Annotated in this window: 24 protein-coding genes and 1 pseudogene; 16 read left to right on the top strand and 9 right to left on the bottom strand. The window is 73.6% G+C overall.

Annotated features, from left to right (window positions below; all coding sequences use genetic code 11):
• Positions 1–30 precede the first annotated feature (30 nt).
• The 10 genes from C3492_RS31735 to C3492_RS46705 all read left to right on the top strand — a co-directional run bounded on the left by C3492_RS31735 (position 31) and on the right by C3492_RS46705 (position 11,657).
• On the top strand, positions 31–318 hold the full coding sequence (locus C3492_RS31735) for a helix-turn-helix domain-containing protein (RefSeq protein ID WP_103816088.1): 288 nt from the start codon (positions 31–33) through the stop codon (positions 316–318).
• A gap of 53 nt (positions 319–371) precedes the next feature.
• Positions 372–1,331 carry an SMP-30/gluconolactonase/LRE family protein gene (locus C3492_RS31730; RefSeq protein WP_103816087.1) on the top strand — a complete coding sequence of 320 codons (960 nt, stop codon included), beginning with the start codon at positions 372–374 and terminating at the stop codon, positions 1,329–1,331.
• A gap of 418 nt (positions 1,332–1,749) precedes the next feature.
• Positions 1,750–2,586 carry an undecaprenyl-diphosphate phosphatase gene (locus C3492_RS31725; RefSeq protein WP_103816086.1) on the top strand — a complete coding sequence of 279 codons (837 nt, stop codon included), beginning with the start codon at positions 1,750–1,752 and terminating at the stop codon, positions 2,584–2,586.
• Positions 2,587–2,771: 185 nt separating this feature from the next.
• Positions 2,772–3,449, top strand: coding sequence for a FadR/GntR family transcriptional regulator (locus C3492_RS31720; protein ID WP_103816085.1), 678 nt, complete (start codon positions 2,772–2,774; stop codon positions 3,447–3,449).
• On the top strand, positions 3,446–4,885 hold the full coding sequence (locus C3492_RS31715; protein ID WP_103816084.1) for an amino acid permease: 1,440 nt from the start codon (positions 3,446–3,448) through the stop codon (positions 4,883–4,885). Before C3492_RS31720 ends, C3492_RS31715 begins: the two co-directional genes overlap by 4 nt.
• Before the next feature lie 40 nt (positions 4,886–4,925).
• Positions 4,926–5,942: an asparaginase gene (locus C3492_RS31710; RefSeq protein ID WP_103816083.1), complete on the top strand. Its 1,017-nt coding sequence runs from the start codon at positions 4,926–4,928 to the stop codon at positions 5,940–5,942.
• A 118-nt stretch (positions 5,943–6,060) separates the two neighbouring features.
• On the top strand, positions 6,061–7,473 hold the full coding sequence (gene aspA / locus C3492_RS31705; RefSeq protein ID WP_103816082.1) for an aspartate ammonia-lyase: 1,413 nt from the start codon (positions 6,061–6,063) through the stop codon (positions 7,471–7,473).
• Between the two features lie 203 nt (positions 7,474–7,676).
• A complete protein-coding gene (locus tag C3492_RS31700) occupies positions 7,677–8,606 on the top strand; it encodes a glutaminase (RefSeq protein WP_373309367.1) in 930 nt (309 codons plus the stop codon).
• Positions 8,607–8,817: 211 nt separating this feature from the next.
• Entirely contained in the window at positions 8,818–10,236 is a 1,419-nt protein-coding gene (gene mptB / locus C3492_RS31695; RefSeq protein WP_103816081.1) for a polyprenol phosphomannose-dependent alpha 1,6 mannosyltransferase MptB, read from the top strand.
• Positions 10,233–11,657, top strand: coding sequence for a glycosyltransferase family 87 protein (locus C3492_RS46705; protein WP_103816080.1), 1,425 nt, complete (start codon positions 10,233–10,235; stop codon positions 11,655–11,657). Before mptB ends, C3492_RS46705 begins: the two co-directional genes overlap by 4 nt.
• Positions 11,658–11,716: 59 nt before the next feature.
• Here the strand turns inward: C3492_RS46705 and C3492_RS31685 are convergent.
• Positions 11,717–12,559: pseudogene (locus tag C3492_RS31685) on the bottom strand (D-alanyl-D-alanine carboxypeptidase family protein); the annotation flags it as partial.
• Positions 12,560–12,662: 103 nt separating this feature from the next.
• Positions 12,663–13,811 (bottom strand): transcription termination factor Rho, encoded by a 1,149-nt coding sequence (gene rho, locus C3492_RS31680; protein ID WP_103816078.1) that lies wholly within the window; start codon positions 13,809–13,811, stop codon positions 12,663–12,665.
• Positions 13,812–14,203: 392 nt separating this feature from the next.
• On the opposite strand from rho, the gene C3492_RS31675 reads away from it, so the two are divergent.
• Both C3492_RS31675 and C3492_RS31665 read left to right on the top strand, forming a co-directional pair.
• Positions 14,204–15,454, top strand: coding sequence for a cytochrome P450 (locus C3492_RS31675; RefSeq protein WP_103816077.1), 1,251 nt, complete (start codon positions 14,204–14,206; stop codon positions 15,452–15,454).
• Between the two features lie 112 nt (positions 15,455–15,566).
• Complete coding sequence (locus C3492_RS31665; RefSeq protein WP_258056012.1) at positions 15,567–16,451, top strand: hypothetical protein; 885 nt, start codon at positions 15,567–15,569, stop codon at positions 16,449–16,451.
• A 30-nt stretch (positions 16,452–16,481) separates the two neighbouring features.
• Here the strand turns inward: C3492_RS31665 and C3492_RS31660 are convergent, their stop codons facing one another.
• Positions 16,482–16,880 (bottom strand): nuclear transport factor 2 family protein, encoded by a 399-nt coding sequence (locus C3492_RS31660; RefSeq protein ID WP_103816076.1) that lies wholly within the window; start codon positions 16,878–16,880, stop codon positions 16,482–16,484.
• Positions 16,881–16,955: 75 nt separating this feature from the next.
• On the opposite strand from C3492_RS31660, the gene C3492_RS31655 reads away from it, so the two are divergent.
• The 3 genes from C3492_RS31655 (at position 16,956) to C3492_RS31645 (ending at position 18,966) form a co-directional block, all read left to right on the top strand.
• Complete coding sequence (locus C3492_RS31655; protein WP_103816075.1) at positions 16,956–17,570, top strand: PadR family transcriptional regulator; 615 nt, start codon at positions 16,956–16,958, stop codon at positions 17,568–17,570.
• A gap of 27 nt (positions 17,571–17,597) precedes the next feature.
• Positions 17,598–18,062 carry a hypothetical protein gene (locus C3492_RS31650; protein ID WP_258056011.1) on the top strand — a complete coding sequence of 155 codons (465 nt, stop codon included), beginning with the start codon at positions 17,598–17,600 and terminating at the stop codon, positions 18,060–18,062.
• Between the two features lie 130 nt (positions 18,063–18,192).
• Positions 18,193–18,966, top strand: a complete 774-nt coding sequence (locus tag C3492_RS31645; protein WP_103816074.1) for a class I SAM-dependent methyltransferase — start codon at positions 18,193–18,195, stop codon at positions 18,964–18,966.
• Here the strand turns inward: C3492_RS31645 and C3492_RS31640 are convergent.
• The 6 genes from C3492_RS31640 to C3492_RS31615 all read right to left on the bottom strand — a co-directional run bounded on the left by C3492_RS31640 (position 18,936) and on the right by C3492_RS31615 (position 24,619).
• A complete protein-coding gene (locus C3492_RS31640) occupies positions 18,936–19,679 on the bottom strand; it encodes a GntR family transcriptional regulator (RefSeq protein ID WP_103816073.1) in 744 nt (247 codons plus the stop codon). The two genes, C3492_RS31645 and C3492_RS31640, sit on opposite strands and share 31 nt — an antisense overlap.
• A 153-nt stretch (positions 19,680–19,832) precedes the next feature.
• Positions 19,833–21,032: a serine hydrolase gene (locus C3492_RS31635; protein WP_103816072.1), complete on the bottom strand. Its 1,200-nt coding sequence runs from the start codon at positions 21,030–21,032 to the stop codon at positions 19,833–19,835.
• A gap of 109 nt (positions 21,033–21,141) precedes the next feature.
• Positions 21,142–22,110, bottom strand: coding sequence for an acetylxylan esterase (locus C3492_RS31630; protein ID WP_103816071.1), 969 nt, complete (start codon positions 22,108–22,110; stop codon positions 21,142–21,144).
• A gap of 246 nt (positions 22,111–22,356) precedes the next feature.
• Positions 22,357–22,941, bottom strand: a complete 585-nt coding sequence (locus C3492_RS31625) for a DUF3592 domain-containing protein (RefSeq protein WP_181140657.1) — start codon at positions 22,939–22,941, stop codon at positions 22,357–22,359.
• Positions 22,942–23,265: 324 nt separating this feature from the next.
• The gene (locus C3492_RS31620; protein WP_103816069.1) at positions 23,266–24,021 is read right to left on the bottom strand and encodes a ferredoxin reductase; all 756 of its coding nucleotides are present in this window, start codon (positions 24,019–24,021) and stop codon (positions 23,266–23,268) included.
• Entirely contained in the window at positions 24,014–24,619 is a 606-nt protein-coding gene (locus C3492_RS31615; protein WP_103816068.1) for a sulfite oxidase-like oxidoreductase, read from the bottom strand. The genes C3492_RS31620 and C3492_RS31615 overlap by 8 nt, the downstream gene beginning before the upstream one ends.
• A 277-nt stretch (positions 24,620–24,896) precedes the next feature.
• Between C3492_RS31615 and C3492_RS31610 the strand changes: the two genes are divergently transcribed.
• The gene (locus C3492_RS31610) at positions 24,897–25,658 is read left to right on the top strand and encodes a GNAT family N-acetyltransferase (protein WP_103816067.1); all 762 of its coding nucleotides are present in this window, start codon (positions 24,897–24,899) and stop codon (positions 25,656–25,658) included.
• Positions 25,659–25,665 lie beyond the last annotated feature (7 nt).

Genomic DNA, 25,665 nt, shown 5'->3' with positions numbered 1-25,665 from the left:
CGAGGAGGCCGGGGACGGGAGGGCGGACGGATGACGGGGACTCCCTCGGGCCGGATGCGGCAGACCATCCTGACCCTGCTCAAGGACCCGCCGGCCCACTTCCGCGTGTCGCGCCGCCGCGACCCCGCCGAGACCGGCGTCACCGCGCGGGCCGTCGCCGCCAAGCTGGGCGTGCCCCGCCGGACCGCACTCGCCCACCTCGACTTCCTCACCCGCCTCGGTGTCCTGCGCACCCGCCGGATCCACGGCCGCACCTACTACCGGCGCGACGAGATCCGCATCGCCGAGGTGGCCCGCATGTTCGAAAAGGGCTGGTGAGAGGACGGCCACGGGGCGGCTGCCGACAGGGGCACCGACGGAAGGGACCGCACATGGACCGATCGACGGCACTCGTACCGCTCCACTACGTCTCCCTGCGCGCCCGCGGCCCCGAGGACGTCGTCGCCGACCCGCACGGGCGTGTCCTGACCGGAGTGGCGGACGGGCGCATCCTCCGGGTCCACCACCTCGGCGACCCGCTCACGGCCCGCGCCGAGGTGCTCGCCGAGACAGGCGGCCGTCCCCTCGGGCTCGAACTCCTGCCGGACGGGGACGTCGTGGTGTGCGACGCCGAACGCGGCCTGCTGCGGGTCAGCCCGCACGACGGAACCGTCCGCGTCCTCGCGGACGCGGTGGCGGGGGAGCGGCTCCGCTTCTGCAGCAACGCCGTCGCCCTGCCCGACGGCACCCTCTACTTCACCGTCTCCAGCCGCCGCCACCCCCTGGACCGGTGGATCGGCGACATCGTCGAACACACCGGCACCGGCCGCCTGCTCCGGCTCGCCCCCGGCGACCGGGAACCCGAAGTCCTGCTGGACGGGCTGCAGTTCGCCAACGGGCTCGCCCTCAGCGCCGACCGCTCCTTCCTGGTGATCGCCGAGACCGGCTCCTGCCGGCTCACCCGCTGCCCGCTCACCGGCCCCCGCGCCGGACACGCCGAGCCCTTCGCCGACCTCCCCGGGATGCCGGACAACCTCTGGCGCGAGGGCTCCGACGGGCCGGTCTGGGTCGCCCTGGCCGGCCCCCGCGTCCCCCCGCTCGACCTGCTGCACCGCACCCCGCCGGCCGTCCGCCGCGCCGCCGCGCGGGCCGCCGTCCACGCGCCGTACCGCCCGAGCGGCACCGTCGGCGTCGTCGCCGTCGACGACGCGGGCCGGACCGTCCACCACCTCACCCGCCGGCACTCCCGTTTCCGCATGGTCACCAGCGTGTGCGCCGTCGGCGACCACCTGGTGCTCGGCAGCCTCTGGGAGTCCGGTGTGGCGGTCTGCGCCCGGCCCGCCGCACGCTGAGGCGGCGGTAGCCTGGTCCCGGCCTTGACCGTCCGTCGGGACGGGGCCGGACAGGGGACCCACCGGCATGACCTTCCCGGAGCCGGCGATCCCGCGGCCCAGGGGCCCGTGCGGCGGCGGTCCGAACCCGCTCGCACCAGATAAAACGGACAGCGGAGGTAAGAAGTCGTTGTGAACCGGCCGCTCGTCGTCGCCGGAGCCCTCGTCGGCGCACGAGGCCCCGGCTGACCGGGGCCGGCCCGGGCCTCTACGCTGCCCTGGACGTCGTGGCAAGCGTGGCGTGCCGGCGGGTCCCGCGGCGGCCTTCACCAGGGCCTCACCCGCCGTCGCCCCGGGGGCCCGGGCGCTTGCCGCACGGCCGGGCACAGCAAGTACTGTCTACAGCAATGTCGACCAACTCTCCTCAGAACTGGATCCCATGAGCGCCATCTCCGTCGGTCAGGCCGTCGTCCTCGGAGTAGTCGAGGGGGTGACCGAGTTCCTGCCCGTGTCCTCCACCGGCCACCTGAAGATCGCCGAGGGGCTCATGGACATCCCCGTCGACGACAAGTCCGTCGTCGGGTTCTCCGCCGTCATCCAGGTCGGCGCCATCGCCGCCGTGCTCGTGTACTTCTTCAAGGACATCAAGCGGATCGTCACCGCCTGGTTCCGCGGCCTGACCCACCGCGAGGAGCGCTACCACCACGACTACAAGTTCGCCTGGTGGGTGATCGCCGCGACCATCCCGATCGTGCTGGTGGGTCTGGCCGCGAAGCCGCTGATCGACGGTCCGCTCGCCTCGCTGTGGGTGGTCGCCGGGTCGCTGATCGTCGGCTCGGGCGTGATGTGGGCCGCCGACCAGATGGGCCGGCACAAGCGCGGTGAGGACGACACGTCCTTCAAGGACGCGATGTGGGTCGGCTGCTCGCAGATCCTCGCCCTGCTCTTCCCCGGCTTCTCCCGCTCCGGCGCCACCATGTCCACCGCGCTCATCCTGGACCTGGACCGCGTCGCCGCCACCCGGCTCTCCTTCTTCCTCGGTATCCCGGCCCTGACCGGCGCGGGCCTGTACGAGCTGAAGGACGCCCTCGGCGCGGGGGTCGGCGCCGCACCGCTGGCCGTCGGCACGATCGTCTCGTTCGTGGTCGCCTACGCCTCCATCGCCTGGCTGCTCAAGTTCGTCGCCAAGCACTCCTTCAACGCCTTCGTGATCTACCGGATCATCATCGGCGTCGGCCTCCTCGGCCTGCTGGCCACCGGCACGCTCAGCAGCTGAGCCCAGCGGCCGGGAGAACGCCGCTGATCACCCACGGGGTGCGGATGCCTGCATTCAGGCGCCGCACCCCGTGAATGTCTCCTTACCGGATGCCTTGACAGTCCCTGCCCGCAACCCGCAGGATCGCTCCCGTGAACCTGTCAGACAGCCAGACAGGTGGCCCGGCCCCGCGGCGCGTGAGCGCCATGGAAGCGGTGCTCGCCCACCTCCGCGACGCCATCGAGCGCGGCCGGTACGCCATCGGCGACAAGCTCCCCTCCGAGGCCGAGCTGTGCCGCACCCTGGAGGTGTCCCGGCCCGTGCTGCGCGAGGCGCTGCGCGCGCTGCAGACGATGGGCCTCACCGTGTCCCGGACCGGCAAGGGCACCTTCGTCGTCGCGAACGCGGTCGAGGACCCGACCTTCGGCGACTACGCCGCCAGCGACCTGCTCGAAGTACGCCGCCACATCGAGATCCCGGTCGCCGGGTACGCGGCCGTGCGCCGCACCCCGGAGAACCTGGACCACCTGGCCCACCTGCTCGACCGCATGGAGCGGGAGACGGACACCACCGCCTGGGTCGCGATGGACACCCTCTTCCACCTCGCCGTGGCCGAGGCCGCCCAGAACCCGGTCTTCCGCCGGGTCATCGAGGAGATCCGCGACGCACTGGCGCGCCAGTCGGCCTTCCTCAACGAGCTGGGCGGGCGCCGCGAGCAGTCCAACCGCGAGCACCGGGCGATCGTCGAGGCGCTGACCGACGGTTCCGAGCACGACGCCGTGGAGGCCATGAGCCACCACCTCGACCGCGTCGAGACGACCCTCACCGACATCGTGCGTCCCCAGCGGACGGACCCCCCTACGGAAGGCGGACCCGAGGCGTGAGCGAGCAGCACCTCAAAGACGAGACGCGCCCCTCGTCCGGCCATGTCGACGCCGGAGACGCCGGCTACAGCAGAGGTCTGAAGCACCGGCACGTCAACATGATCGCCATCGGCGGTGCCATAGGCACCGGCCTCTTCCTCGGCGCGGGCGGCCGGCTCGCCGACGCCGGCCCCTCCCTCTTCATCGCGTACGCCGTCTGCGGCGTCTTCGCCTTCCTGGTCGTCCGGGCCCTCGGCGAACTCGTCCTGTACCGCCCGTCCTCCGGCGCCTTCGTGTCGTACGCCCGGGAGTTCCTGGGCGAGAAGGGCGCGTACACCGCGGGCTGGATGTACTTCCTGAACTGGGCGACCACCGGTATCGCCGACATCACGGCGGTCGCCACGTACACCCACTACTGGGGCATGTTCTCGGACGTCCCGCAATGGTTGATCGCACTGATCGCCCTCGCGGTCGTGCTGACCGTCAATCTGATCTCGGTCAAGATCTTCGGCGAACTGGAGTTCTGGTTCGCGATCGTCAAGGTCGGCGCGCTCGTCGTGTTCATGTGCATCGGCATCTTCCTGCTGGTCACCCAGCACCCGGTCGACGGGCACCACCCCGGCCCGTCCCTGATCACCGACAACGGCGGCGTCTTCCCGAGCGGCCTGCTGCCCATGCTGCTGATCATCCAGGGCGTCGTCTTCGCCTACGCCTCCGTCGAGCTGGTCGGCGTCGCAGCCGGCGAGACCGAGAACCCCGAGAAGATCATGCCCAAGGCGATCAACTCGATCATGTGGCGCGTCGGCCTGTTCTACGTCGGTTCGGTCGTCCTGCTCTCGATGCTGCTCCCGTGGAACAAGTACTCCGCCGGTGAGAGCCCCTTCGTGACGGTCCTGTCCCACATCGGCGTCCCGGCGGCCGGCGGTGTGATGAACCTGGTCGTCCTCACCGCCGCCATGTCGTCGCTGAACTCCGGCCTGTACTCCACCGGCCGCATCCTGCGCTCCATGGCGATGAGCGGCTCCGCCCCGGAGTTCACCGGCCGGATGAGCCGGAGCCAGGTGCCGTACGGCGGGATCCTGCTCACCAGCGGAATCTGTGTCCTCGGCGTGGGCCTGAACTACGTGGTCCCCTCCGACGCCTTCGAGATCGTCCTCAACTTCGCGGCGATCGGCATCCTCGCCACCTGGGGCATGATCATGCTCTGCCACCTGCTGTTCTGGCGGAAGACCCGCAGCGGCGAGCTGACCCGGCCGTCGTACCGGCTGCCGGGCTCCCCCTGGACCGAACTCGTGACGCTGGCGTTCCTCGCCTCCGTCCTGGTCCTCATGTACGCCGACGGCGGCGCCGGACGCACCACCGTGCTCTGTCTGCCGCTGATCGTCGCCGCACTGGTCGCGGGCTGGTACGCCATCCGCGCCCGTATGACCCGCACATCCACCGGCGCCGGCGCGTGACCCGCGTACCGGCCGAACCCTACCCATGATGCAGGCAGTGATGCACAGCAGTTCCCCCGCCGACGCGCCCGTCGTCCGCGAACCCCTCCACGCCCCCGTCGCCCACCTCGTCCGCGGCGGGGTCGTCGAGGGCGTCCACTACGGCTCCGTCGTCGTCCTCGGCGCCGACGGCCAGGTGCGGTTCCAGCTCGGCGACATCGAGGCGGCCTTCTACCCGCGCTCGGCCCTCAAACCCGTCCAGGCCGTGGCCATGCTGCGGGCCGGGCTGCCGCTCGACGGCGAACTGCTGTCGCTGGCCGCCGCGAGCCACTCCGGCGAGGAACGCCACCTCGCCGGCACCCGCCGCATCCTCGAACTCGCCGGTCTCACCGAGGGCGACCTGCGCAACGTGCCCGACATGCCGTTCGACCCGGTCGTGCGGGACGCCTGGGTCCGCCAGGGCCGGCTGCCCTCCCGGCTCGCCCAGAACTGCTCCGGCAAGCACGCCGCCATGCTGTGGACCGCCAAGCTCAACGGCTGGTCCCTGGACGACTACCTCGCCCCGGAGCACCCGCTCCAGCAGGCCGTCGCCGCCACCGTCGAGGAGCTGACCGGCCAGCGCGTCGCCCGGGTCACCGTCGACGGCTGCGGCGCGCCCCTGTTCTCCGTCTCCCTGCACGGACTCGCCCGCGCCCTCGCCCGGATCACCTCCGCAGCGCCCGGCACACCCGAGGCCCGGGTCGCCGACGCCATGCGCGAGCACGCCGAGATGGCCTCCGGCTCGGGGCGGGACGTGGCCGCGCTGATGCGGGCCGTGCCGGGGCTGCTGGCCAAGGACGGCTTCGAGGGCGTGCAGGTCGCCGCGCTGCCGGACGGCCGGGCCGTCGCGGTGAAGATCGCCGACGGGGCGAACCGGGCCCGGATCCCGGTCGGCGCGGCGGCGCTCGCCCGCGCGGGCGTCGACCCCGCCCTGCTCACCGAGTTCGCGGGGGAGCCGCTGCTCGGGGGCGGGGAGCCGGTGGGATGTGTGCGGGCCGTGCGTGCGCTGGACCCGGTTCCGCTCACTGCCTGCGCGTGACGCTCCGCCGCCTCGGCCGTCGCGGACCCGCGGGTCCGTCATGGCCGGTCGCGCAGTTCCCCGCGCCCCTTCCGGGGGCGCTTCCACCTCCGTACCTCAGGAAGAGGACCGTACCCTCATGACCGCCGCCACCCGCAGCGAACACGATCTGCTCGGGGACCGTGATGTGCCCGCCGACGCGTACTGGGGTGTCCACACCCTGCGCGCGACGGAGAACTTCCCCATCACCGGCACGCCGATCTCCGCCTACCCGCACCTGATCGACGCCCTGGCCGCGGTGAAGGAGGCCGCCGCCCTGGCCAACGAGGAACTCGGGCTGCTGGCGCCCGAGAAGGCGGCCGCGATCGTCGCCGCCTGCCGGGAGATCCGGGCCGGGGAGCTGCACGACCAGTTCGTCGTGGACGTCATCCAGGGCGGTGCGGGCACGTCCACCAACATGAACGCCAACGAGGTCGTGGCCAACCGCGCGCTGGAACTGCTCGGCCATGCCAAGGGGCAGTACACGCATCTGCACCCCAACGAGGACGTCAACCTCGGACAGTCCACCAATGACGTCTACCCGACGGCCGTCAAGGTGGCGACGATCTTCGCCGTACGTGGACTGCTGAAGGCGATGTCCGTACTCCAGGACGCGTTCGCCCGTAAGGCCGTCGAGTTCCGTGACGTGCTCAAGATGGGCCGTACACAGTTGCAGGACGCCGTACCGATGACGCTCGGTCAGGAGTTCTCCGCGTTCGCCGTCATGATCGAGGAGGACCGCAGCCGTCTCGCCGAGGCCGTCGAGCTGATCCATGAGATCAACCTCGGTGCCACGGCCATCGGTACCGGCCTCAACGCTCCCGCCGGCTATGCCGAGGCGGCCCGCCGGCACCTGTCGGCCATCACCGGCCTGCCGCTGGTGACGGCGGCCAACCTGGTGGAGGCCACACAGGACTGCGGCGCCTTCGTCCAGATGTCCGGCGTTCTGAAGCGCATCGCGGTCAAGCTGTCCAAGAGCTGCAACGACCTGCGGCTGCTGTCCTCCGGTCCGCGCGCGGGTCTCGGCGAGATCAACCTGCCGCCCGTGCAGGCCGGTTCGTCGATCATGCCGGGCAAGGTGAACCCGGTCATCCCCGAGGTGGTCAACCAGGTCGCCTTCGAGGTGATCGGCAACGACGTCGCCATCACCATGGCCGCCGAGGCCGGACAGCTCCAGCTCAACGCCTTCGAGCCGATCATCCTGCACTCCCTGTCGGAGTCCGTCACGCACCTGCGGACGGCGTGCCTGACGCTGGCCGAGCGCTGCGTGTCCGGCATCACCGCCAACACCGAGCGGCTGCGCGCCACCGTCGAGAACTCCATCGGTCTGGTGACCGCGCTCAACCCGCACATCGGCTACACCGCCGCCACCGACATCGCCAAGGAGGCCCTCGCGACGGGCCGTGGCGTGGCCGAACTCGTCCTGGAGAAGGGCCTGCTGCCCGCCGAACAGCTCACGGGACTCCTCCGGCCCGAAGTGCTCGCGGGCAGCGGGACCGCCCCGGCGATCTGACCCGACGGCACCCGCGTGCCGGCCGGCCCGTCTTGCCGCCCGGCCCGTCTTGCCGCCCGGACCGTCATGCCGCCTGGCCCGTCTTGCCGGCCGGACCGGCCCGCGGGTGCCCGTCACCCCCGGGGATTCCCCCCGTCGGTCCCGACACCGCCGCGAAAGGAGTCGCCGGCGCCCCTGGAGCGCCCCCGCACCAGGGGTGCGGCATGATGACGATCATGTCCTCGCAGTTCCAACCGGTCCTCGATCGCATCATGGCGGAGATCGATCGCACTCCCGGGCGCGGCCGGTCCGCCGACTACATCCCGGCGCTCGCCGCCCGCGACCCGCGCCGCTTCGGCATGGCCGTCGCCGAACTGGACGGCACGGTGTACGGGGTGGGGGAGTGGCGGCAGCCGTTCTCCACGCAGTCGATCACCAAGGTGTTCACGCTCGCCCTCGACCTGGCCCGCGAGGGCGACGAACTCTGGGAGCACGTGGGCCGCGAGCCCTCCGGCAACCCGTTCAACTCCCTGGTCCAGCTGGAGTACGAGAACGGCATCCCGCGCAACCCCTTCATCAACGCGGGCGCGCTCGTCGTCACCGACCGCCTGCACACCCGTACCGGGGACGCGGCCGGTGAGCTGCTGTCCTTCCTGCGTGCCGAGAGCGGCAACCCCGATCTCGGCTTCGACGAGGAGGTCGCCGCCTCCGAGACCGCCCACGGTGACCGCAACGCCGCCCTCGCCCACTTCATGGCGTCCTACGGCAACATCGACAACGAGGTGCCGGTCCTGCTCGACCAGTACTTCCGGCAGTGCTCCATCGCCGCCTCCTGCGCCGACCTGGCCCTCGCCACGGGCTTCCTCGCCCGGCACGGCATCCGCGCCGACGGCAGCCGGCTGCTCAGCCGCAGCCAGGCCAAGCAGGTCAACGCGGTCATGCTGACCTGCGGCACGTACGACGCGGCCGGCGACTTCGCCTACCGGGTCGGCCTGCCCGGCAAGAGCGGGGTCGGCGGCGGGATCATCGCCGTCGTACCGGGCCGGTGCACGCTCTGCGTATGGAGCCCGGGCCTGGACGAACGCGGCAACTCGGTGGCGGGTGTGGCCGCCCTGGACCGTTTCACCACCCTGACCGGGCTGTCGGTGTTCTGAGGCGCGCCACCCTCCGACCCGGGAACAGGGAACCGACCCGCGAGGGGGACCGGGTTCGAGCGAAGCCTCGGGGAGGCGGCGAGCCACGGCGGACCGGCGCCGGGAATCCGGCCGGAACACACCACGTGCCGGTCATACCCCGGCCCCCGCCCGGCAGGGCTGCCGTCGCCTTCCGGCCACCCGGCGTCGACACGCTGACCAGGTGTTGGCCATGGCGTTCCCCGTCGATCTCCGCCGCTGCCAGGTGATGGGCCTGGCCGGCACCGCCTTCCTCGCCCTCGGCGGTGAGACGGCCGGCGCCCTCCCCGCCCGGGACCTCCTGGCGCCCGCCTCGGCACAGGCGGCGCTCGGCCTGGTCGGGGTCTACTTCGGGGTCGTCCTGCTCATCGCCGCCTGGGCGCTCCTCGGCCGGCTTCTCCGCGGTCCCGAGCCGCCCACCCCGCGCGCCCTGCTGCTCGTCCTGGCCGTGTGGGCGGCCCCGCTGCTGCTGGCCCCGCCGCTGTTCAGCCGGGACGTGTACAGCTATCTCGCGCAGGGCGCCATGGTCGACGCCCACATGGACGTCTACGCCCACGGCCCGGCGCGGCTCGGCGGCCCGCTCGCCGACGAGGTCGCCCCGATGTGGCGGCACACCGGCGCCCCCTACGGCCCCGCCTTCCTGGGCCTCGCCTCGGCGCTGTCAGAACTGACCCGCGGCGAGATGCCCGCCGGCCTGCTCGGCATGCGCCTGGTCGCCCTGTTCGGCGTGGCCCTCATGGCGGTGGCGCTGCCCCGCCTCGCCCGGCACAGCGGCGCCGACCCGGCCGCCGCCCTGTGGCTGGGCGCCCTGAACCCCCTCGTGCTGCTGCACCTGGTCGCGGGCGCCCACAACGACGCCCTGATGCTCGGCCTGCTCGGGCTCGGCCTGGTCGCCGCGCGAGGCAGACCGGCCGTCGGCGCCGTCCTCGTCACCCTCGCCGCCCTGGTCAAGGCACCGGCGGCACTCGGCCTGCCTGCCGTCGTGGCGCTGCGGGTCCGCTCCGGCCGCCCTCCGCTGCCGGCCGTGCTGATTACGGCTGCGGCCTCCGCCGCGACGACGGTCGCCGCCACGGCCGTCGCCGGCACCGGCTACGGCTGGATCGGCGCTCTGGACACCCCGGTCTCCCCGCACAACTGGGCGCTGACCAGCCTGCTCGGCCGCGCCACCGGCGCCCTGCTGGAACACCTCGGCAGCGGCCTGGCCCCGCTGGCCCTCCCGGCCTGGCACCTGCTGGGCCTCGCCGCCACCGCCGTGGCCGTCCTGCTGATATGGCTCCGGCTACGGCCCCGGCCGGTGTACGCGCTGGGCCTGAGCCTGCTCGCGGTCGCCGTCCTCGGCCCCGCGATCCGCCCCTGGTACGTGCTGTGGGGCCTGTTCCTCATCGCCGCCGCCGCGCCCAGCACCTCGGTACGGCACCGGGTGGCAGCCCTGGCGGGAGTGCTCGCGCTCGCCGTACTGCCCAGCGGCGGCCCGGCCGACCTCGGGCAGCTGGTGCTCGCGGTCTCCGGCGGGGCGCTCGGGGTGGTCGTCCTGTGGCAGGCCCACCAGGCCCACCAGGCCCGCCAGGCCCACCGGACGGCCCGGGCCCCGGTTCCGGGACCCGTGGCATGACGGGCCGGTGGGGACGGCTGGGGCTGCCCGGGCCGCTGGGCGAGGCGGGGCCGCGCACGGACCGGGGCCGGCTGCTGCTGGTCGTGCTCCTCGCGGTGGCCGTGACCGTGTTCACGGCCACCGTGCCGCTGCTGCGCGGTTTCTTCGACCTGCGGGTGTACTACGGCACCGTGCACACCTGGGTGCACCACGGCGGCCGGGTCTACGACTACAAGGTGCCGGGCACCGCCTACGGCTTCACGTATCCGCCGTTCGCCGCCGTCGCCATGCTGCCGCTGGCCCTGCTCGGCCGGACCGCGGCGATCGTGCTGTCGCTGCTGGTGAACCTCGCCGCGCTCGCCGTGGTCCTGCGGACCCTGGCCGGCCCGCGCCGGCGCCGCCACGGCTGGTACCGGTGGGCGCTGTGCCTGTGCCTGCTCGCCCTGTTCGAGCCGCTGCGGGACACCGTCAGCTTCGGCCAGGTGAACCTGGTGCTGCTCGCCCTCGTCCTCGGTGACTGCCGGCTGCTGGCGACCGGCCGGGGCCGCTGGGCGGGCGCGGGGACCGGGCTCGCCGCAGCCGTGAAGCTCACCCCCGCCCTCTTCATCGGTCTGCTGCTGCTCGCCGGGCGACGGCGGGCGGCCGGCATCGCGACGGCCGTCGCCCTGGCCGCGACCGCGCTGGCCGCCTGGGCGGATCCGGCGGCCTCCCGCTTCTACTGGACCGAGGCGCTCTGGGACACCGGCCGGGTGGGCCGCCTCGACTACGTGTCGAACCAGTCGCTGCAAGGGGTGCTGGCCCGCCTCGGTGAGACCGGCCGGCCCCTGTGGGCGGCGGCGGTCCTGCTGACCCTCTGCGTCTGGGCGTGGCGCGCCCGGCGGGCGGTCGCGGCCGGCGACTGGACGGCGGCGTTCGCGCTCACCGGTGCGGCGGCCTGCCTGGTCAGCCCGATCACCTGGGTGCACCACCTGGTGTGGCTGCTGCCCTCCTTCGCGGTGCTGGTCCGCGCCGGGCACCCGCGGATCGCGGCCGCCCTGTACACGGTGCCGTGCACCAGCGTGGTGTGGCTGTGGTTCGACGACGCCTCGGGCCTCGACGGGTTCCTGGGCAGCAATCTCTACACGTGGATCTCGCTGGGCCTGCTGCTCGGTCTGCCGGTGGGTCAGTCGCGGGCCCCCCGGTTGCCCTTGGCCCGCAGTACCAGCGCCACGGCCCCGGCGCCGAGCCCGGACAGCCCCGCGACGACGGCGGTGCCGGACCAGTCCGAGTCGTCGTCCGGTGCCACGGCCGCCGCCACCGGGGTCGCGGACGCCGTCGGCCGGGAGGAGTGCGGTCGCAGCCCGTCCAGCGAGCCGACCGGGTCGACCCGCCCGGCCGCCGCGAAGCCCCAGTCGAGCAGGGCGCGGGCCTCCTCGTACACGGTGAACCCGCCGTCGGCCTGAGGGTTCAGCACGGTCACCAGGAGGGTGCGCCCGCCTCGGCGCGCCGCGGCCACCAGGGTGTTGCCCGCGTTGCTGGTGTAGCCGTTCTTGATGCCGATGAGCCCGGGGTACGGCGCCACGCCGTCCTCGCCGGTCAGCAGCCGGTTGGTGTTCTCGATGGGGTACGGCGACCCGTCACCGGGGAAGGGGGCCTCGGCGGTGGCGCAGTACCGGGCGAAGTCGGGGTTGCGCAGGCCCGCCCGGCCGAACACCGCGAGGTCGTAGGCGGAGGAGACCTGGCCGGGGGCGTCGTAGCCGTCCGGGGAGACCACATGGGTGTCCAGGGCGCCGAGCGAGCGGGCCTTGTCCTGCATGCGGGCGGCCGTCGCCTCCCAGCCGCCGCCCATCCGGGCGAGCACGTGCACGGCGTCGTTCCCGGAGCTGAGGAAGACGCCGCGCCACAGGTCGGCCACCTGGTAGGTGTGCCCTTCCTCGACACCGACCAGGCTGCTGCCCTCGCCGACGTCGTCCAGTTCGCCGTACCGCACGGTGTGCTGCTGCCCGCTGGGCAGCACCGGCAGCACGGTGAGCGCGAAGAGGGTCTTCAGGGTGCTGGCGGGCGGGAGCTCGCGGTGGGCGTCGTGCGCGGCCAGCACCTCGCCGCTGCCCGCGTCGGCGACGAGCCAGGAGAGCGCCGAGACGTCCGGCAGCCCGGGTGTGTCCCGGTGCGGCCGGACCTGGACGCCGGAGCGGTAGAGCAGGGACGGCCCCGGCACCGCCGCCCTGGGGCGGGGCGGGGCGGGCTCCCCGGCGGGCTGCGCGGCGCGGGGCCCGGCGGCGGCAGCGGCCGGCGTGAGCGCCAGCAGACCCGCCACACAGAGGGAGCAGGCCGACACCGCCGCGCGATAAGAGAATCCGGTCATCATATGATCAAAGTACGAAATCGGCGTGTATCCACCACGCCGCCGGGCCGTTCGGGTCGCCGGGGCAACCCGGATGCCGCACCCGGCCGCCCCCGGCCGCGCGTCAGGCGCCCGGCAGGGTGGGCCGGACCTGCCGCAGGAACGCGGCGTTGCCGGGTGTGGCGCGCAGCCGCTCCAGCAGGGTCTCCAGTCCGGAGAGTCCGCCGTCCCGGGAGCGCAGGACGCGGCGCAGACCGTGTACGGCCGTCAACTCGGCCGGGGTGAGCAGGAGTTCCTCGCGCCGGGTGCCGCTGGCGTCGATGTGGACGGCGGGGAAGACGCGGCGGCCGGCGAGTTCCCGGTCCAGGCGCAGTTCCATGTTGCCCGTGCTCTTCAGCTCCTCGAAGAAGTAGCCGTCGGCGCGCGAGCCGGTGTCCACGAGGACCGTGGCGAGGATGGTGAGGGAGCCGCCCTCCTCGGCCTGGCGCGCGGCGCCGAAGAACCGCTTGGGGCCGAGCAGCGCACCGGCGTCCACACCGCCGCTCAGGGTACGGCCGCCGGCGGCGGAGGCGTTGTTGTGGGCCCGGCACAGCCGGGTCAGCGAGTCCAGCAGGACGACGACGTCCTCACCGGCCTCGACCAGGCGCTTGGCCCGCTCCACGACCAGGTCGGCGAGGGCGATGTGCTCCTTGGCCGGCCGGTCGAAGGTGGAGGCGTACACCTCGCCCCGCACGGAGCGGCGCATCTCGGTGACCTCCTCGGGCCGCTCGTCCAGCAGGAGGACCATCAGCCGGCACTCGGGGTGGTTGCCGGCGACGGCGGCGGCGAACTGCTGGAGCAGCACCGTCTTGCCGGTCTTCGGCGGGGCCACGATGAGGCCCCGCTGGCCCTTGCCGACCGGCGCGAGCAGATCGGTGACGCGTCCGGCCAGGCCGGAGGCGGGGTGTTCCAGACGGATGCGCCGGTGCGGGTGGAGCGGGGTGAGGTCGCGGAAGTGCGGCCGGGAGGCCGGCTCTCCGGGAGCGCGTCCGTTGACGCGCGCGACCTCGGTCAGGGCCCGCTGCGCACCCCGGACGCCTTCGACCAGGTCGCCCTTGCGCAGCCCATGGCGGCGGATCAGCGCCGGCGCGACCTGCGGATCGGCGGGGGAGGGCAGGAGGCTCGCGGCCCTCAGGTGCCCCTTCCCGTGCGCGTCGATGTCGAGGACACCGGCGACGAGCGGGGCGGTCTGCGCCTGCCGGGCCGCGGGCGGGTTGTCGAGTGTGGTGGTCATGGAGGGGTCCTTTCGCGGACGGATCGGGGAGGAGAAGATCAGGGATGAGGGGCGAGAGGCCGCGAGGGGGAGGCGCCCGTGACTGCCTCCGGGCGGCGGGAACGGCACCTCGGATACGGCGCGCAAGGCCCGTGACGAGGTGGTGCTGGGAAGCTGACGCGCCGGGAGCCGGACATCCGGAAACGGCGGACGGATCAGCGTGAAGGAGAGAAACTGGCACCGGCGGCCACCGTGGCCGTGCACGAGTGCTGAGGGAACGGTACCACTCGGGGGAGTACCACGTCCGTGATGACGTCAACAAACCACCGGACGGGGCTGTTCCCGGGGGTGGGCGTCCGCTCAGGGAGACGTCAGGAGGATCCACCTTGTCAGGGGAGCATCAGGAGCATCGGGTGGACACCTCGGCCGCCCGCACCCCGCACCGCCTGGACCCCGCCGGCGGCTGCCCGCACGCCGTCAACGCGCGACTGCTGGCCCAGGGGGCCGTGGCTCCGGTCGAGCTGCCCGGCGGAGTCGAGGGCATGGCCGTCCTCGGGCACGAGGCGCTGAAGGAATTCCTGCAGCACCCCCAGGTCGCGAAGAACGCACGCCACTTCACCGCCCTGCGGGAGGGGAGGATCGGCGAGGGCTGGCCGTTGCTGACGTTCGCCACCGTGCCGGGCATGACCACCGCCGACGGTGACGACCACCGGCGCCTGCGGACCCTGGCAGCGCGTGCCTTCACGCCCCGCCGGGTGGCGGAACTGCAGCCACGCGTCGAGGAGTTGACGGAGTCACTGCTGGACGGGCTGGCCCAGGCAGCCGCCGCGGGCGACGGGGTCGCCGATCTGCGGCGGCACTTCGCCCTGCCCCTGCCGATGGGCGTGATCTGTGAACTCCTCGGCGTGGACGTGGAGTTCCGGGACCGCCTGCACCGGCTCGGCAGCCTGGTCGTGGCCACCGGCACCGCACCGGCCGAGGCCGTCGCGGCCAACCGCGACATCGTCGCCGTCCTGGGCGAGATCGCCGCGGCGAAGGCAGCGCGGCCCGGAGACGACCTCACGAGCGCGCTCCTCGCCGCCCGCGACGAGGGCGGCGACCGGCTGAGCGAGCGGGAGCTGATCGGCACCTTGCTGCTGATGATCATCGCCGGGCACGAGACCACGCTCAACCTGATCACCAACGCGGTACGCGCCCTGTGTGCCCACCCCGAGCAGCTCGCCCTGGTGCGCGCGGGCCGGGCGAGCTGGGCGGACGTGGTGGAGGAGACGCTGCGCTGGGACGCGCCGGTCAGCTACTTCCCGTTCCGCTATCCCGTGCGGGACCTGACCGTCGCCGGCACGCTCGTCCGCGCCGGCACCCCCGTGCTCGCCGGTTACTCCGCCGCCGGCCGCGACCCGGCGGCGCACGGCCCGGACGCCGGCCGCTTCGACCTCACCCGCTCCGCCCGGCCCGGCGCCGTACGGCACCTGTCCCTCGGGCACGGCGCCCACTACTGCCTGGGCGCGCCGCTCGCCCGGCTGGAGGCCACGGTCGCCCTGGAGCGGCTGTTCACCCGCTTCCCGTCGCTGCGACTCGCCCTGCCGGAAGCCGACCTGGTGCCGCACGCGGGCTTCGTCGGCAACAGCGTGCGGAGTCTGCCGGTGCGGCTCGCGGCGGGGTGACCCACCCCGGGCGCGAACCGGCTGACGTCAGGGCCGGGAACAGAAGTCCCCAGACCGTAACGATCCCGGACGTCGGGGGACTTGACCGTCAACCGTGCCCTATCTTCGCGACATGTCCACGCCCCCGCAGCCCCCGCAGCCGGCCGACCAGCCCGCACAGCAGCCCCCGCGGCCCCCGCAGCAGCCGACCGTCCCGCCCCAGCCGACGGCCTACCCGTACCCGAACCCGCAGTCACCCCCGCCGGGGACGTTCCACGCGCAGCCCACCCTGGCCGCCCAGCCCGCACCGGGACAGCCCCAGCCGGGCAACCCGTATGCGCAGGCACCCCAGTACGGTCCCGTGCCGCCCGCCCGTCCGGCCGGCGGCGGTGGGGCCGGCCGGGCGGTGCTGTGGGCCGCCGTCGGCGCGGTCGTCGCCTCCGCCGCGTGGGCGGCGGGTGTCCTCCTCATCGGCGGCCGGAGCGACAGCGCGGACCTGCGCGGCTACTCGGCGCCCTCCAACATGTGCTCCAGCGCCGACTACTCCTCCTTCAAGGACGAGTACACCGAGAACGACTCCTCGCCGACCCGCACCTCGCTCAAGGACAAGGCGCTGGACGAGAGTTACTGCAGCCTGGGCCTGAAGAAGTCCGGCTCCTCCTACGCGGACGCCTATCTGACCATGCAGCTGGACCTGCACAAGAAGACCGACCCCGCGCCCGAGTTCACCGCCACCTGGAAGAACTACGGGGACAGCCACACCGGTTACGACGTCGACCCGGTCGAGGGCATCGGCGACGAGGCCTACCTGGTCAGCCAGGACACCACGAACGGCTCCTCCTCCAGCGGCTCCCGGTACGCCACGCTCGCCGTCCGCGACGGCTGGGTGACGTACACGATGAGCTACAGCGTCTACCTCACCTCGTACGACGAGGACAAGGACCCACCCGCGCTGACCGACGTCACCGACTGGCTGAAGACCGACGCCAAGGCCACGCTGCGGCAGCTGAAGGACTGATCGCCGCCGTGCCGCGGTGAGCGCGGCGGTTCACGCCGACCGCGCCCCGGCGTCCTTGACGATCTGCTCGAACCGCGCGCCCATGGCCTCGCCGAGGGCCTGCGCCCCCGACAGCGGTCGGACCATGACCATGAGGTCGTCGATCAGGCCGTCCTCGTTCACATGCAGGAAGTCGCAGCCCGTCAGCTCCCGGTCCCCGACCCGGGCCTGGAAGACCAGCGCGTGGTCCCGGCCGTCCGGGTCGCCGATCTCCCGGACGTACCGGAAGTCCTCGAAGACCTGGACCACCGCGCGCAGCACCGCCGCGGTGATCGCCTTGCCCGGGTAGGGCTTGAAGGCGACCGGGCTGGTGAAGACGACGTCCTCGGCCAGCAGTGCCTCGATGGCGTCCAGGTCCCTGGCCTCCACCGCCTCGCGGAACGCGCGCATCGGCTCACCCACTCACTACTCAACTAATTGAATAAGTGCCAATGAGATTACTCAACTGACTGCTAGCCTGTCCACATGTCGCTCAAGTACGCCGTCCTGGCCGCCCTGCTGGAGGGCGAGGCCTCGGGCTACGAGCTGTCGAAGGCCTTCGACGTCTCGTTCGCGAACTTCTGGCCCGCGACCCCCCAGCAGCTCTACCGGGAGCTGGAGCGTCTCGCCGGGGACGGGCTGGTCCAGGCCCGCACCGTGCAGCAGGAACGCCGCCCCAACAAGCGGATGTTCACGCTCACCGAGGCCGGCCGGGCCGAGCTGAGCGCGTTCGCCGCCGAGCCGCCCAAGCGGCCCACCGCGATCCGGGACGAACTCCTCATCAAGGTCCAGGCCATGGACGGCGGCGAGCCGGAGGTCACCCGGGCGCTGATCGAGGAGCGCATGGGCTGGGCGCGCGGCAAGCTCGACCGCTACCGCCGGGTGCGCGAGCGCCTGCTCGACGGGCGTACGGAGGAGGACTTCCTCCGGACCGCCGACCGGGTCGGGCCGTACCTCACGCTCCTGGCCGGGATCGCCTTCGAGGAGGAGAACATGCGCTGGTGCGAGCGGGTCCTCGCGGTGCTGCGACGCCGTGCCGACACCGGGTCAGCGCGGCGGATCGCTCATCAGGGTGGTGATCCCCTGCGGAACGGGTCGTGACCCCGGGCGGCGCGGCACAGTGGGCGGGTGCCTCGCCGACTTCTTCCGCTGCTGGTGGCGGCGCTGGTGACCGTCGCCGGCTGCACCACCGTCAGCTCCGCTCCCGGGCCCGACGCCGCCCGCCCCCGGCGCTCCCCCGCCCCGGACACGGTGGTGCGGCCCCCGGTGCTCCAGGAGCCGGCCGAAGTGCCGTCCGGGCACGCGGCGCTGGTCCGCACCGGCCCCGGGCCCCGTTCGTCGGCCGGACCGCGCCGGCGCCCCGCGACCGGCCGTCAACCGGTGCCCGCGGCGCCTCCCCGGGCAGTCGTACCGGCCGCCCCGCCGGTGCGACGCCCCCGCCCCGAGCGCCGGGCACCGGTACGGGGCCCGGTCCGGCGCCCCCGCCCCGCCTCCCGGCCGCCCGCCGCCGTCCGGATGCGTGACCTGTGCCGCCAGGCGGACGGCGTGACCACACCGGAGATCGCGCGGCTGTGCCACGACACCTTCGGCTGAACGCGGCACCGGGGCCGGCCGAGCCCGCGGCGGACCCGAGCCCGCGGCGGACCCGAGCCCGCGGCGGAACCCGGTCGTCGGTCTTGTCGCTTCCGCCCGCGCCGCGGCACCACCGTCATAGGCTGACGTCATGTTCGGTCCCGAAGGCCCCACGCTCCGCGAGCTGACCGTGCAGGCGCTGTCGTCCGTCGAGCACGGCTACGACCTGCTCGCGCCGAAGTTCGATCACACCCCCTTCCGGACGCCCGACGCCGTACTGGACTCCGTGGCGAGGGCGCTCGCCCCGCTCGGCCCCTTCACGGACGGACTGGACCTGTGCTGCGGCACCGGCGCCGGAACACACCTGCTGACCGGACTGTGCCGGCGCAGCGTCACCGGGGTCGACTTCAGCGCCGGCATGCTCGACGTCGCCCGGCGGCGGGTGCCGACCGCCGACGGGCCGGGGGTCGCCTGGGTCCGCGGCGACGCCCGGGCCTTGCCGTTCACGGCCGCCTTCGACCTCGTCGTCTCGTTCGGGGCGTTCGGTCACTTCCTGCCCCGCGAACTGCCGGGCCTCTTCACCCAGGTCCGCGGGGTGCTGCGGCCCGGTGGCCGCTTCGCCTTCCCGGTGTTCGCGCCGTCCGGCCCGGCACACCCCGCCTTCTGGACGCTGCTCGGCTTCGACGCGGTGATGCGGGTGCGCAACGCGCTGTGGCGACCGCCGTTCGTCATGTACTACGGGACCTTCCGACTGAGCACCGTGCTGCGGGAGTTGGAGCGCGCGGGCCTGGCGGTCGAGCTGGGCGTCCTGCCCGGGTTCGGCCGGCGAGCCGACGGCAGCCCGCGCGCCCGGCTGGTGGTGGCCCGCCGAGCCGACGCGGCGACCCTCGGTGGTCAGCCCGCGGCAGGCAGCGTGAACTCGTAGACCAGGGCGTCGCGTTCGCCGTTCACCACCAGGTCGGTGATCTCCAGCGGGCGCGCGTACTGGTCGTGCACGCGCCGGGTCACCCGCACCGAGGAGGCGTCGCCGACCTGGGTGATGGCGTCCCGGTGGTGCAGGGTCAGGCCCGCCTTGCGCATCCAGTCGTAGGCCCGCCGCAGCTGCGCGGGCGTGGCCCCGTCGGCCCGGTCCCGGTAGCGGGCCAGCTCCGCCACCTCGGCCAGCACCACCGCGGAGAACGACGTCACCGCCGTGCGCAGCGACCGGCCGTCCGGCGTCACCGACCGGTACCGGTGCACCAGCGTGGGCCGGTGCGGGGCCAGACCCAGCGCCCGTGCGTGCTCCGGCGGCGGCTCCTCCCAGGTCACCGTGGCCCGGTCGACCGCGTACGGGTCCACCGGCCGCGCGCCCACCGGGAAGGTGAGCGATTCCGCCGTCTCGACGGGCCGGCCGGGCAGCGTAGCGTGGCTGCCCCTCCGGTCGGTGGCGACCGCGCCGCTGCGCCGCAGCACTTCCAGTGCCTGCCGGACGGTCTCCCGGCTGACCCCGTAGTGCGCGGCCAAGTGCCGTTCGCCCGGCAGCCGTTCGCCCGGTGGAACGGTGCCGGCGTGCAGTTCGTCGAGCAGCAGCGCCGCGATCCGCCCGTACAGGGGCCGGTCGTCGCCGGGCGGGGGATCGTGCGGGGTGGTGCGGGCCATGCCGCGCCTCCTGTCGGTGACAAAAGGTAGTCATGCGGGTTCAGTGCGCGACCATGACTACCATTGGTCTAAACCACAACGGAAGAGCGGTCGGTCGGTTCGACCGAAATCCACCCGCGCGCACGGCGGTCACCAGGCACCGAGCCGCACCCCTCACAGGGCGCTGTAGAGGGCGTCCACCAGCGCTGTCTTCCGTGGATCATTGGCGATGTGCGGCCCCATCCGGTTCATGACGTAGCCCAGCGACACCCCCGTGTCCGGATCGGCGAGCCCGCAGGAACCGCCGAATCCATCGTGGCCGAAAGCTCGCGGGTTCGGGCCGTACGACCCCTCGGGCCCGCTCAGCCACAGCCCGAGCCCCACCTCGGTCTCGCCCTCGAAACCCGCGCCGAGCACCAGATCACGGCAGCGGCCCTGACCCTCGCGCACCCGCTCCGCCGTCTTCGGTGACAGGATCCGCCGGCCGCCGTACGAGCCGCGCCCGGCGAAGACGCCGTACAGCGCCGCGACCGCCCGGGCGGTGCCGTGACCGTTGGCCGCCGGGATCTCCGCCGCCCGCCAGGCCGGGCTGTTGGCCTCGGCCGCCCTGACGAGGGGGTTGGTCAGGGCCGCCAGCGCGGCCGGCGCCAACTGGCTGAAGAAGGCTGCCTGTTGGTCGCGCGACGCGGCCGGTGGATGCACCAGTTCCGCCGCCCTGCCGGCGTCCCGCTCCGGCAGGCCCACGGTGAAGTCCAGCCCGAGCGGTCCGGTCACCTCCCGCTCCAGGAAGGCCCCCGGCCGCAGTCCCGAGACGCGCCGCACGACCTCGCCGACCAGGAAACCGTACGTCAGCGCGTGGTACCCGGACCGGGTGCCCGGCTCCCACCAGGGCGCCATGGCCGCGAGCCGCGCGGTGGTCAGCTCCCAGTCGTACAACTCCTCCAGGGTGTGCGGCTCGCGCAGCCCGGACAGCCCGGCGCGGTGTGACAGCAGGTGCCGTACGAGCACCTTGTCCTTGCCCTCGGCGGCGAATTCGGGCCAGTAGGTGGCCACCGGCGCGTCGAGGTCGAGCAGCCCCCGGTCGGCGAGGACGTGCGCGCACAGGGCCACGGGCCCCTTGCTGGTCGACCACACGTTCACCAGGGTGTCCCGTGCCCAGGGCCGGGTGCGGGCCGCGTCGGCCCAGCCGCCCCAGAGGTCCACCACCGTCTGCCCGGCGACGGTCACCGCCACTGCCGCGCCGAGTTCCCCGCGTTCACGGAAGTTCTCCTCGAACGCCTCCCGTACCGCGGCGAACCGCGGATCGCAGTGCCCGTGGATCCGTGTGTCCGTCTCCGGTGTCTGCCGTGTCTCCTGGGCTTCGTGCGCGGACATGTGGCCTCCGTCGTCGCCGGGAACCCGGGCCGCGACAGTGCGGCCCGGGCGCTCCCAACGTACCGACTGGTCGGACCGGAGGAAAGACCGGCGCCGCCGACGCCGGTCCTCAGGCGTACGACCGCAGCCAGCGCACCTTCTCGGCCTCCTGGAAGGGGCCCCCGCCCTCGTGGTCGTTGAAGTCGTACACCTCGATCGCCTTGTCCTCGTGCGCCCACGCGTTGAACGCCGCGAACACGGTCGACGGCGGGCAGGTCTGGTCCTCCAGGGCCGCCGAGAACAGGGCCGGTGCCCGGCCCCGGGCCGCGAAGTGCACGCCGTCGAAGTAGGACAGCGTGCGCAGCACGTCCGCCGAGCGCCCGCGGTGGGTCTTCAGGAACAGGCCGATCTCCCGGTACGGGTGACGGTCGGTCAGGGTCGTCGCGCGCGGGAAGTCGCACAGGAACGGCACGTCCGGGGCGACCGCCACCAGGTCCGGGACCAGGCCGCCGACGGCCAGGGCGATGCCGCCACCCTGGCTTCCGCCGGTCACCGCCGTCCGCGCCGGGTCGGCCAGCGGATGGGAACGGGCGGCCTCGACGGCGCGCACGGCGTCCGTGAACACCCGGCGGTAGTAGTAGTTCTCCGGCGCGTCGATGCCCCGTGTCATGAACCCGGGGTACGCGGGCGCCGCGCCCACCGGGTCCGGCGTGCCGCCACCGCCGCCCCAGGCGCTGCCCTGCCCCCGGGTGTCCATCGCGAAGTGGGCCCGGCCCGTCGACGCCCACAGCAGGTTCTCGTGCGGCAGGCCGCGGCCGCCGCCGTAGCCGATGAACTCCACGACCAGCGGCAGCGGTTGTGCGGCCCCGGCCGGCAGCCGCAGCCAGCCCTTCACCGGGTGGCCGCCGAACCCCGCGAACGTCACGTCGTACACCTCGACCGTGGACAGTCCGGTCTCCACCGGCTCGAAGCGCGCGTCCAGCTCGTGCTCGCGAGCCTGCTGGAGCGTCTTGTCCCAGAAGGCGTCGAAGTCGTCCGGCTCGGGGGACTCGCTGCGGTACGCGCGGAGTTCGTCGAGGGGCAGATCGAACAGGGCCATCAACAACCGCCTTCGTGAAGGGAGACTGCGTCGCCTCACCGTACGTGGGTGATCGGATGACTCGCCAGGGTCAGCAGGGGGCGCCGCCCGGGTTCGGTTGCCCCTTCACGGGTGGCGTCATGGCTGGCCCGGAGGTGAGTAAGCGCTTGCTCCAAGGGGGCCGGGCGGGTGCAGGGGGACGCGCTCAGTGGTCGGGTCACCCGGGAGCCGTCGGGTCGCCCTGGCAGCCGCCCCCGGCGGCCGGGGTCATGCGCGCGGCTGGGTCCACCGGGGTCCGGTCCGGGCCCACTCCCGCTCCCACTCGGCCAGCCGGTGGCGCAGGGCGATCCGGCGCTCGATCGCGTGCCCGAGGAAGACGACGGTCGCCGCACCGCCCGCCGCGCACAGCCCCACGGTCACCGTGTGCTGCCACACCGCGACGTCGTCCGCGGGCGGCGCGACACTGCGGCCCCGGGAGTCGAACCACACCGGCACCGGCTCTCCGGGGCGGGTGCCCGCCGGCACCCGGGCCCACGCCGTCCGGACGCCCTTGCCCGGCTCGGTCCAGCGGACCTGGGCGCGGTAGGGCTGCCGGTGGTCGCTCTGCGACGCGGTCAGCCGCTCGGGCGTGTCGCCGACCACCACGGCACGTACCTGATGGCGTTCGGCCCGCTGGGCGGCGGCGAGCGCCCGGGCCTGGCCGTGGGCGTGCAAACCCGCGGCCACCCCGGCCAGGGGCGCGACCACGAACATCAGGACGGCGACCACCAGCACCGTCCACGCCTCCACGACGTCCGACCGGCGCCGCAGCGGATTGCGCCGCCAGCGCCAGCCACGCACCCGGGCACGCATGTCCACCTCCTCGCCACCGCCGGAGCCGGAGAGCGGGAGGAGCCGGTCGCCGGTCCACCGCCCCCGCCGCTCACGGACACGAGCGTCCACACTCGTCTCGTACCCCGTTGGGCGCACCTCGCGCACGCCGCGAACCGCGAGTTCCAGCCCATATGGCGCACGGCACACACCATGCGCCCCACGATCGCGCGCGGTGCTCCCCGGCGCGACCCGGGCGCTGCCCCGCGAGGCCCCGACCGCACCGCTTGCCCCTGGCCGACATCGGGTCGGCCGGGTCCCGGCCGACGTGCTGGGGGCACCGCGCCCCCGGCCGGCCCCGACCGGTCAGCCGAAGCGCTCGATGCGGATGCGGTCCACCGGCTGTCCCGCCGCCACCAGCAGTCGGGAAGCGTGTTCGGCGAAACCGTTGGACCCGCACACATAGGCTTCCCACCCACCGACGGGCTGTTCGGCCAGGAGCGGCGTCACATGTGCGGTCGTCATACGTCCCACCGGAACCCCGGGCGGAGCGCTGCGCGTGAACACCGGTGTCGTCTCCGCGCCCAGCTCGGACGCGTAGATCAGCTCCTCGGGGCTGCGTGCCGACACCAGCATCCGCAGCGGGACGGCGAGGCCGCGCGCCCGGTGGTGCCGGATCATCGACATCAGCGGTACGACCCCGGAACCGGCCCCGATCAGCAGCGCGGGCCGGTCGCCCGGCCAGGCGAAGAAACCACTGAGCGGGCCCCGCACCTCGACCGTGTCACCCGGCCGGGCCACGGTGTGGAACCAGCCGGAGACCTCGCCGTCCGGCACCCGGTCGAGGGTCAGCTCGATGTGCCCGGAGCCGTCCGGCGCCGACGCGATCGAATAGTGGCGCTGCGCCACATAGCCGTCGGCGGCGGTCAGCCGCAGCAGCAGGTGCTGGCCCGGCAGGTGCCCCGCCCAGCCCGGCACCGCCAGCCGGAACGTGGCCGCGTGCGGTGTCTCGCGCCGGATCTCCGTCAGGGTGGCCGTCTGCCACACCGAGGCCGTCTGCTCGCTCACGGCGATCCGCCCGGGCACCGCGAACCGGGTCACGGAAGTCGTCGTCTCAGTCACCGGAGTACCGCTGTTCCTCCCACGGGTTGCCGCGCGCGTGGTAGCCGTTGCGCTCCCAGAAGCCCGGCTCGTCGTGGTCGAGGAGCGTGATGCCCGCGATCCACTTGGCGCTCTTCCAGAAGTACAGGTGGGGCACCAGCAGCCGCGCCGGTCCGCCGTGTTCGGGCGGCAGCGGTGCGCCGTCGTACTCCCAGACGATCCAGGCCCGCCCGCCGGTGAGGTCGGCGAGCGGCAGGTTGGTGGTGTAGCCCGTGTGGGAGCGGGCGACGGCATGTGTGGCGGACCCATGGGGGCGCACCACATGGAGGAAGGCGTCCAGCGAGACGCCGCCGAACCGCACGCCGAACTTCGACCAGCCGGTCACACAGTGGATGTCACCGTCGTACGCCGACGCCGGCAGTGCGTGTGCCGCGTCCCAGTCCCAGGTGTGCGGGTGCTCGACCAGGCCGTCGATGCGGAAGGACCAGTCGGCGGGGGCGAGGTCGGGGGTGACCTCGGCGGACAGGACGGGCCAGTCGTCGCGCGCGTCGTACTGCCCGGGCGGCAGCCCCGGGTTGTGGACGCGCGGGCGACCCGTGAAGCCTCGCGTGACGTTCATGGTTCAACCGTACGTGGTCGGCCGGGATGCCCGGATCCCGGCCGGCGGCCCCGCGGCAGTACGGCGGGCCGCGACTGACGGCGCCGCGGCGCCCCGTACCGCGGCTCATCGCACGTCATTGCAGCCGTATGAACACTGTCCCGGGCCGGGAATACCGGCCCGACGCCGCTCCTTGGCGATCGGTGCCGGCTCCGGTGCGCCGGTGACAGCGCGAGAGAAGTGAGGAAACGAGGATGCTCCAGGCCCATGTCTCCAGGACCGTGACCGAGGTGGCCGGATGAGCGCCGTGAGCGGCCCGGGCGTCCCCGGTCCGGCCGCCGCCGGTGTCCCGCACGTCCTCGACAACCCGGCGCTCGCCTCCCTGACCGGCCCGCACGCCCACTTCGCCGAGCGGCGCGGCCGGGTGCTGCGCTATCCGGTCGACGTCTCCCCGTGGCTGGCCCTGCCCGACGAGCCGGACGCGCGGGACTGGGCGGACCTCGCCGCGCTGGCCGGCCCCGGCGCCGAGGTCCCGCTGCCCGGCTTCCGCGGTGAGGTGCCGGACGGCTGGGAGATCACCTTCAGGGTCGAGGGCGTGCAGTTCGTGGACGACGGCCTCGCCGCGGCGCCCGACCCGGAGGCGGTGCGCCTCGGCCCGGCGGACGTACCCGAGATGCTGGACCTGGTGGCGCGGACCCAGCCGGGACCGTTCCTTCCCCGGACCGTCGAGCTCGGCACCTACCTGGGCATACGCCGCGACGGCGCGCTGATCGCCATGGCCGGGGAGCGGCTGCATCCCCCGGGCTGGACCGAGATCAGCGCGGTCTGCACCGACCCCGCGTTCCGCGGGGAGGGCCTGGCCACCCGCCTGATCCTCGCGGTCGCGCACGGCATCCGGGAGCGCGGGGAGACTCCGTTCCTGCACACGAGTGCCGAGAACACGAACGCCATCCGGCTGTACGAGTCCCTCGGCTTCCGGCTGCGCCGCCGTACGGCGTTCCTCGCGGCGAGGGCACCGCAGCGGCCGGCGGAGGACCGCGCGGCGGTACCGGTGCCGTGATCCGGCG

The organism is Streptomyces sp. Ru62, from assembly GCF_002920615.1.
In the GTDB taxonomy this organism is placed as follows: Bacteria; Actinomycetota; Actinomycetes; order Streptomycetales; family Streptomycetaceae; genus Streptomyces.
Note: the sequence above shows the minus strand (reverse complement) of the source record. Positions and strands in the feature narration are given on the sequence as shown.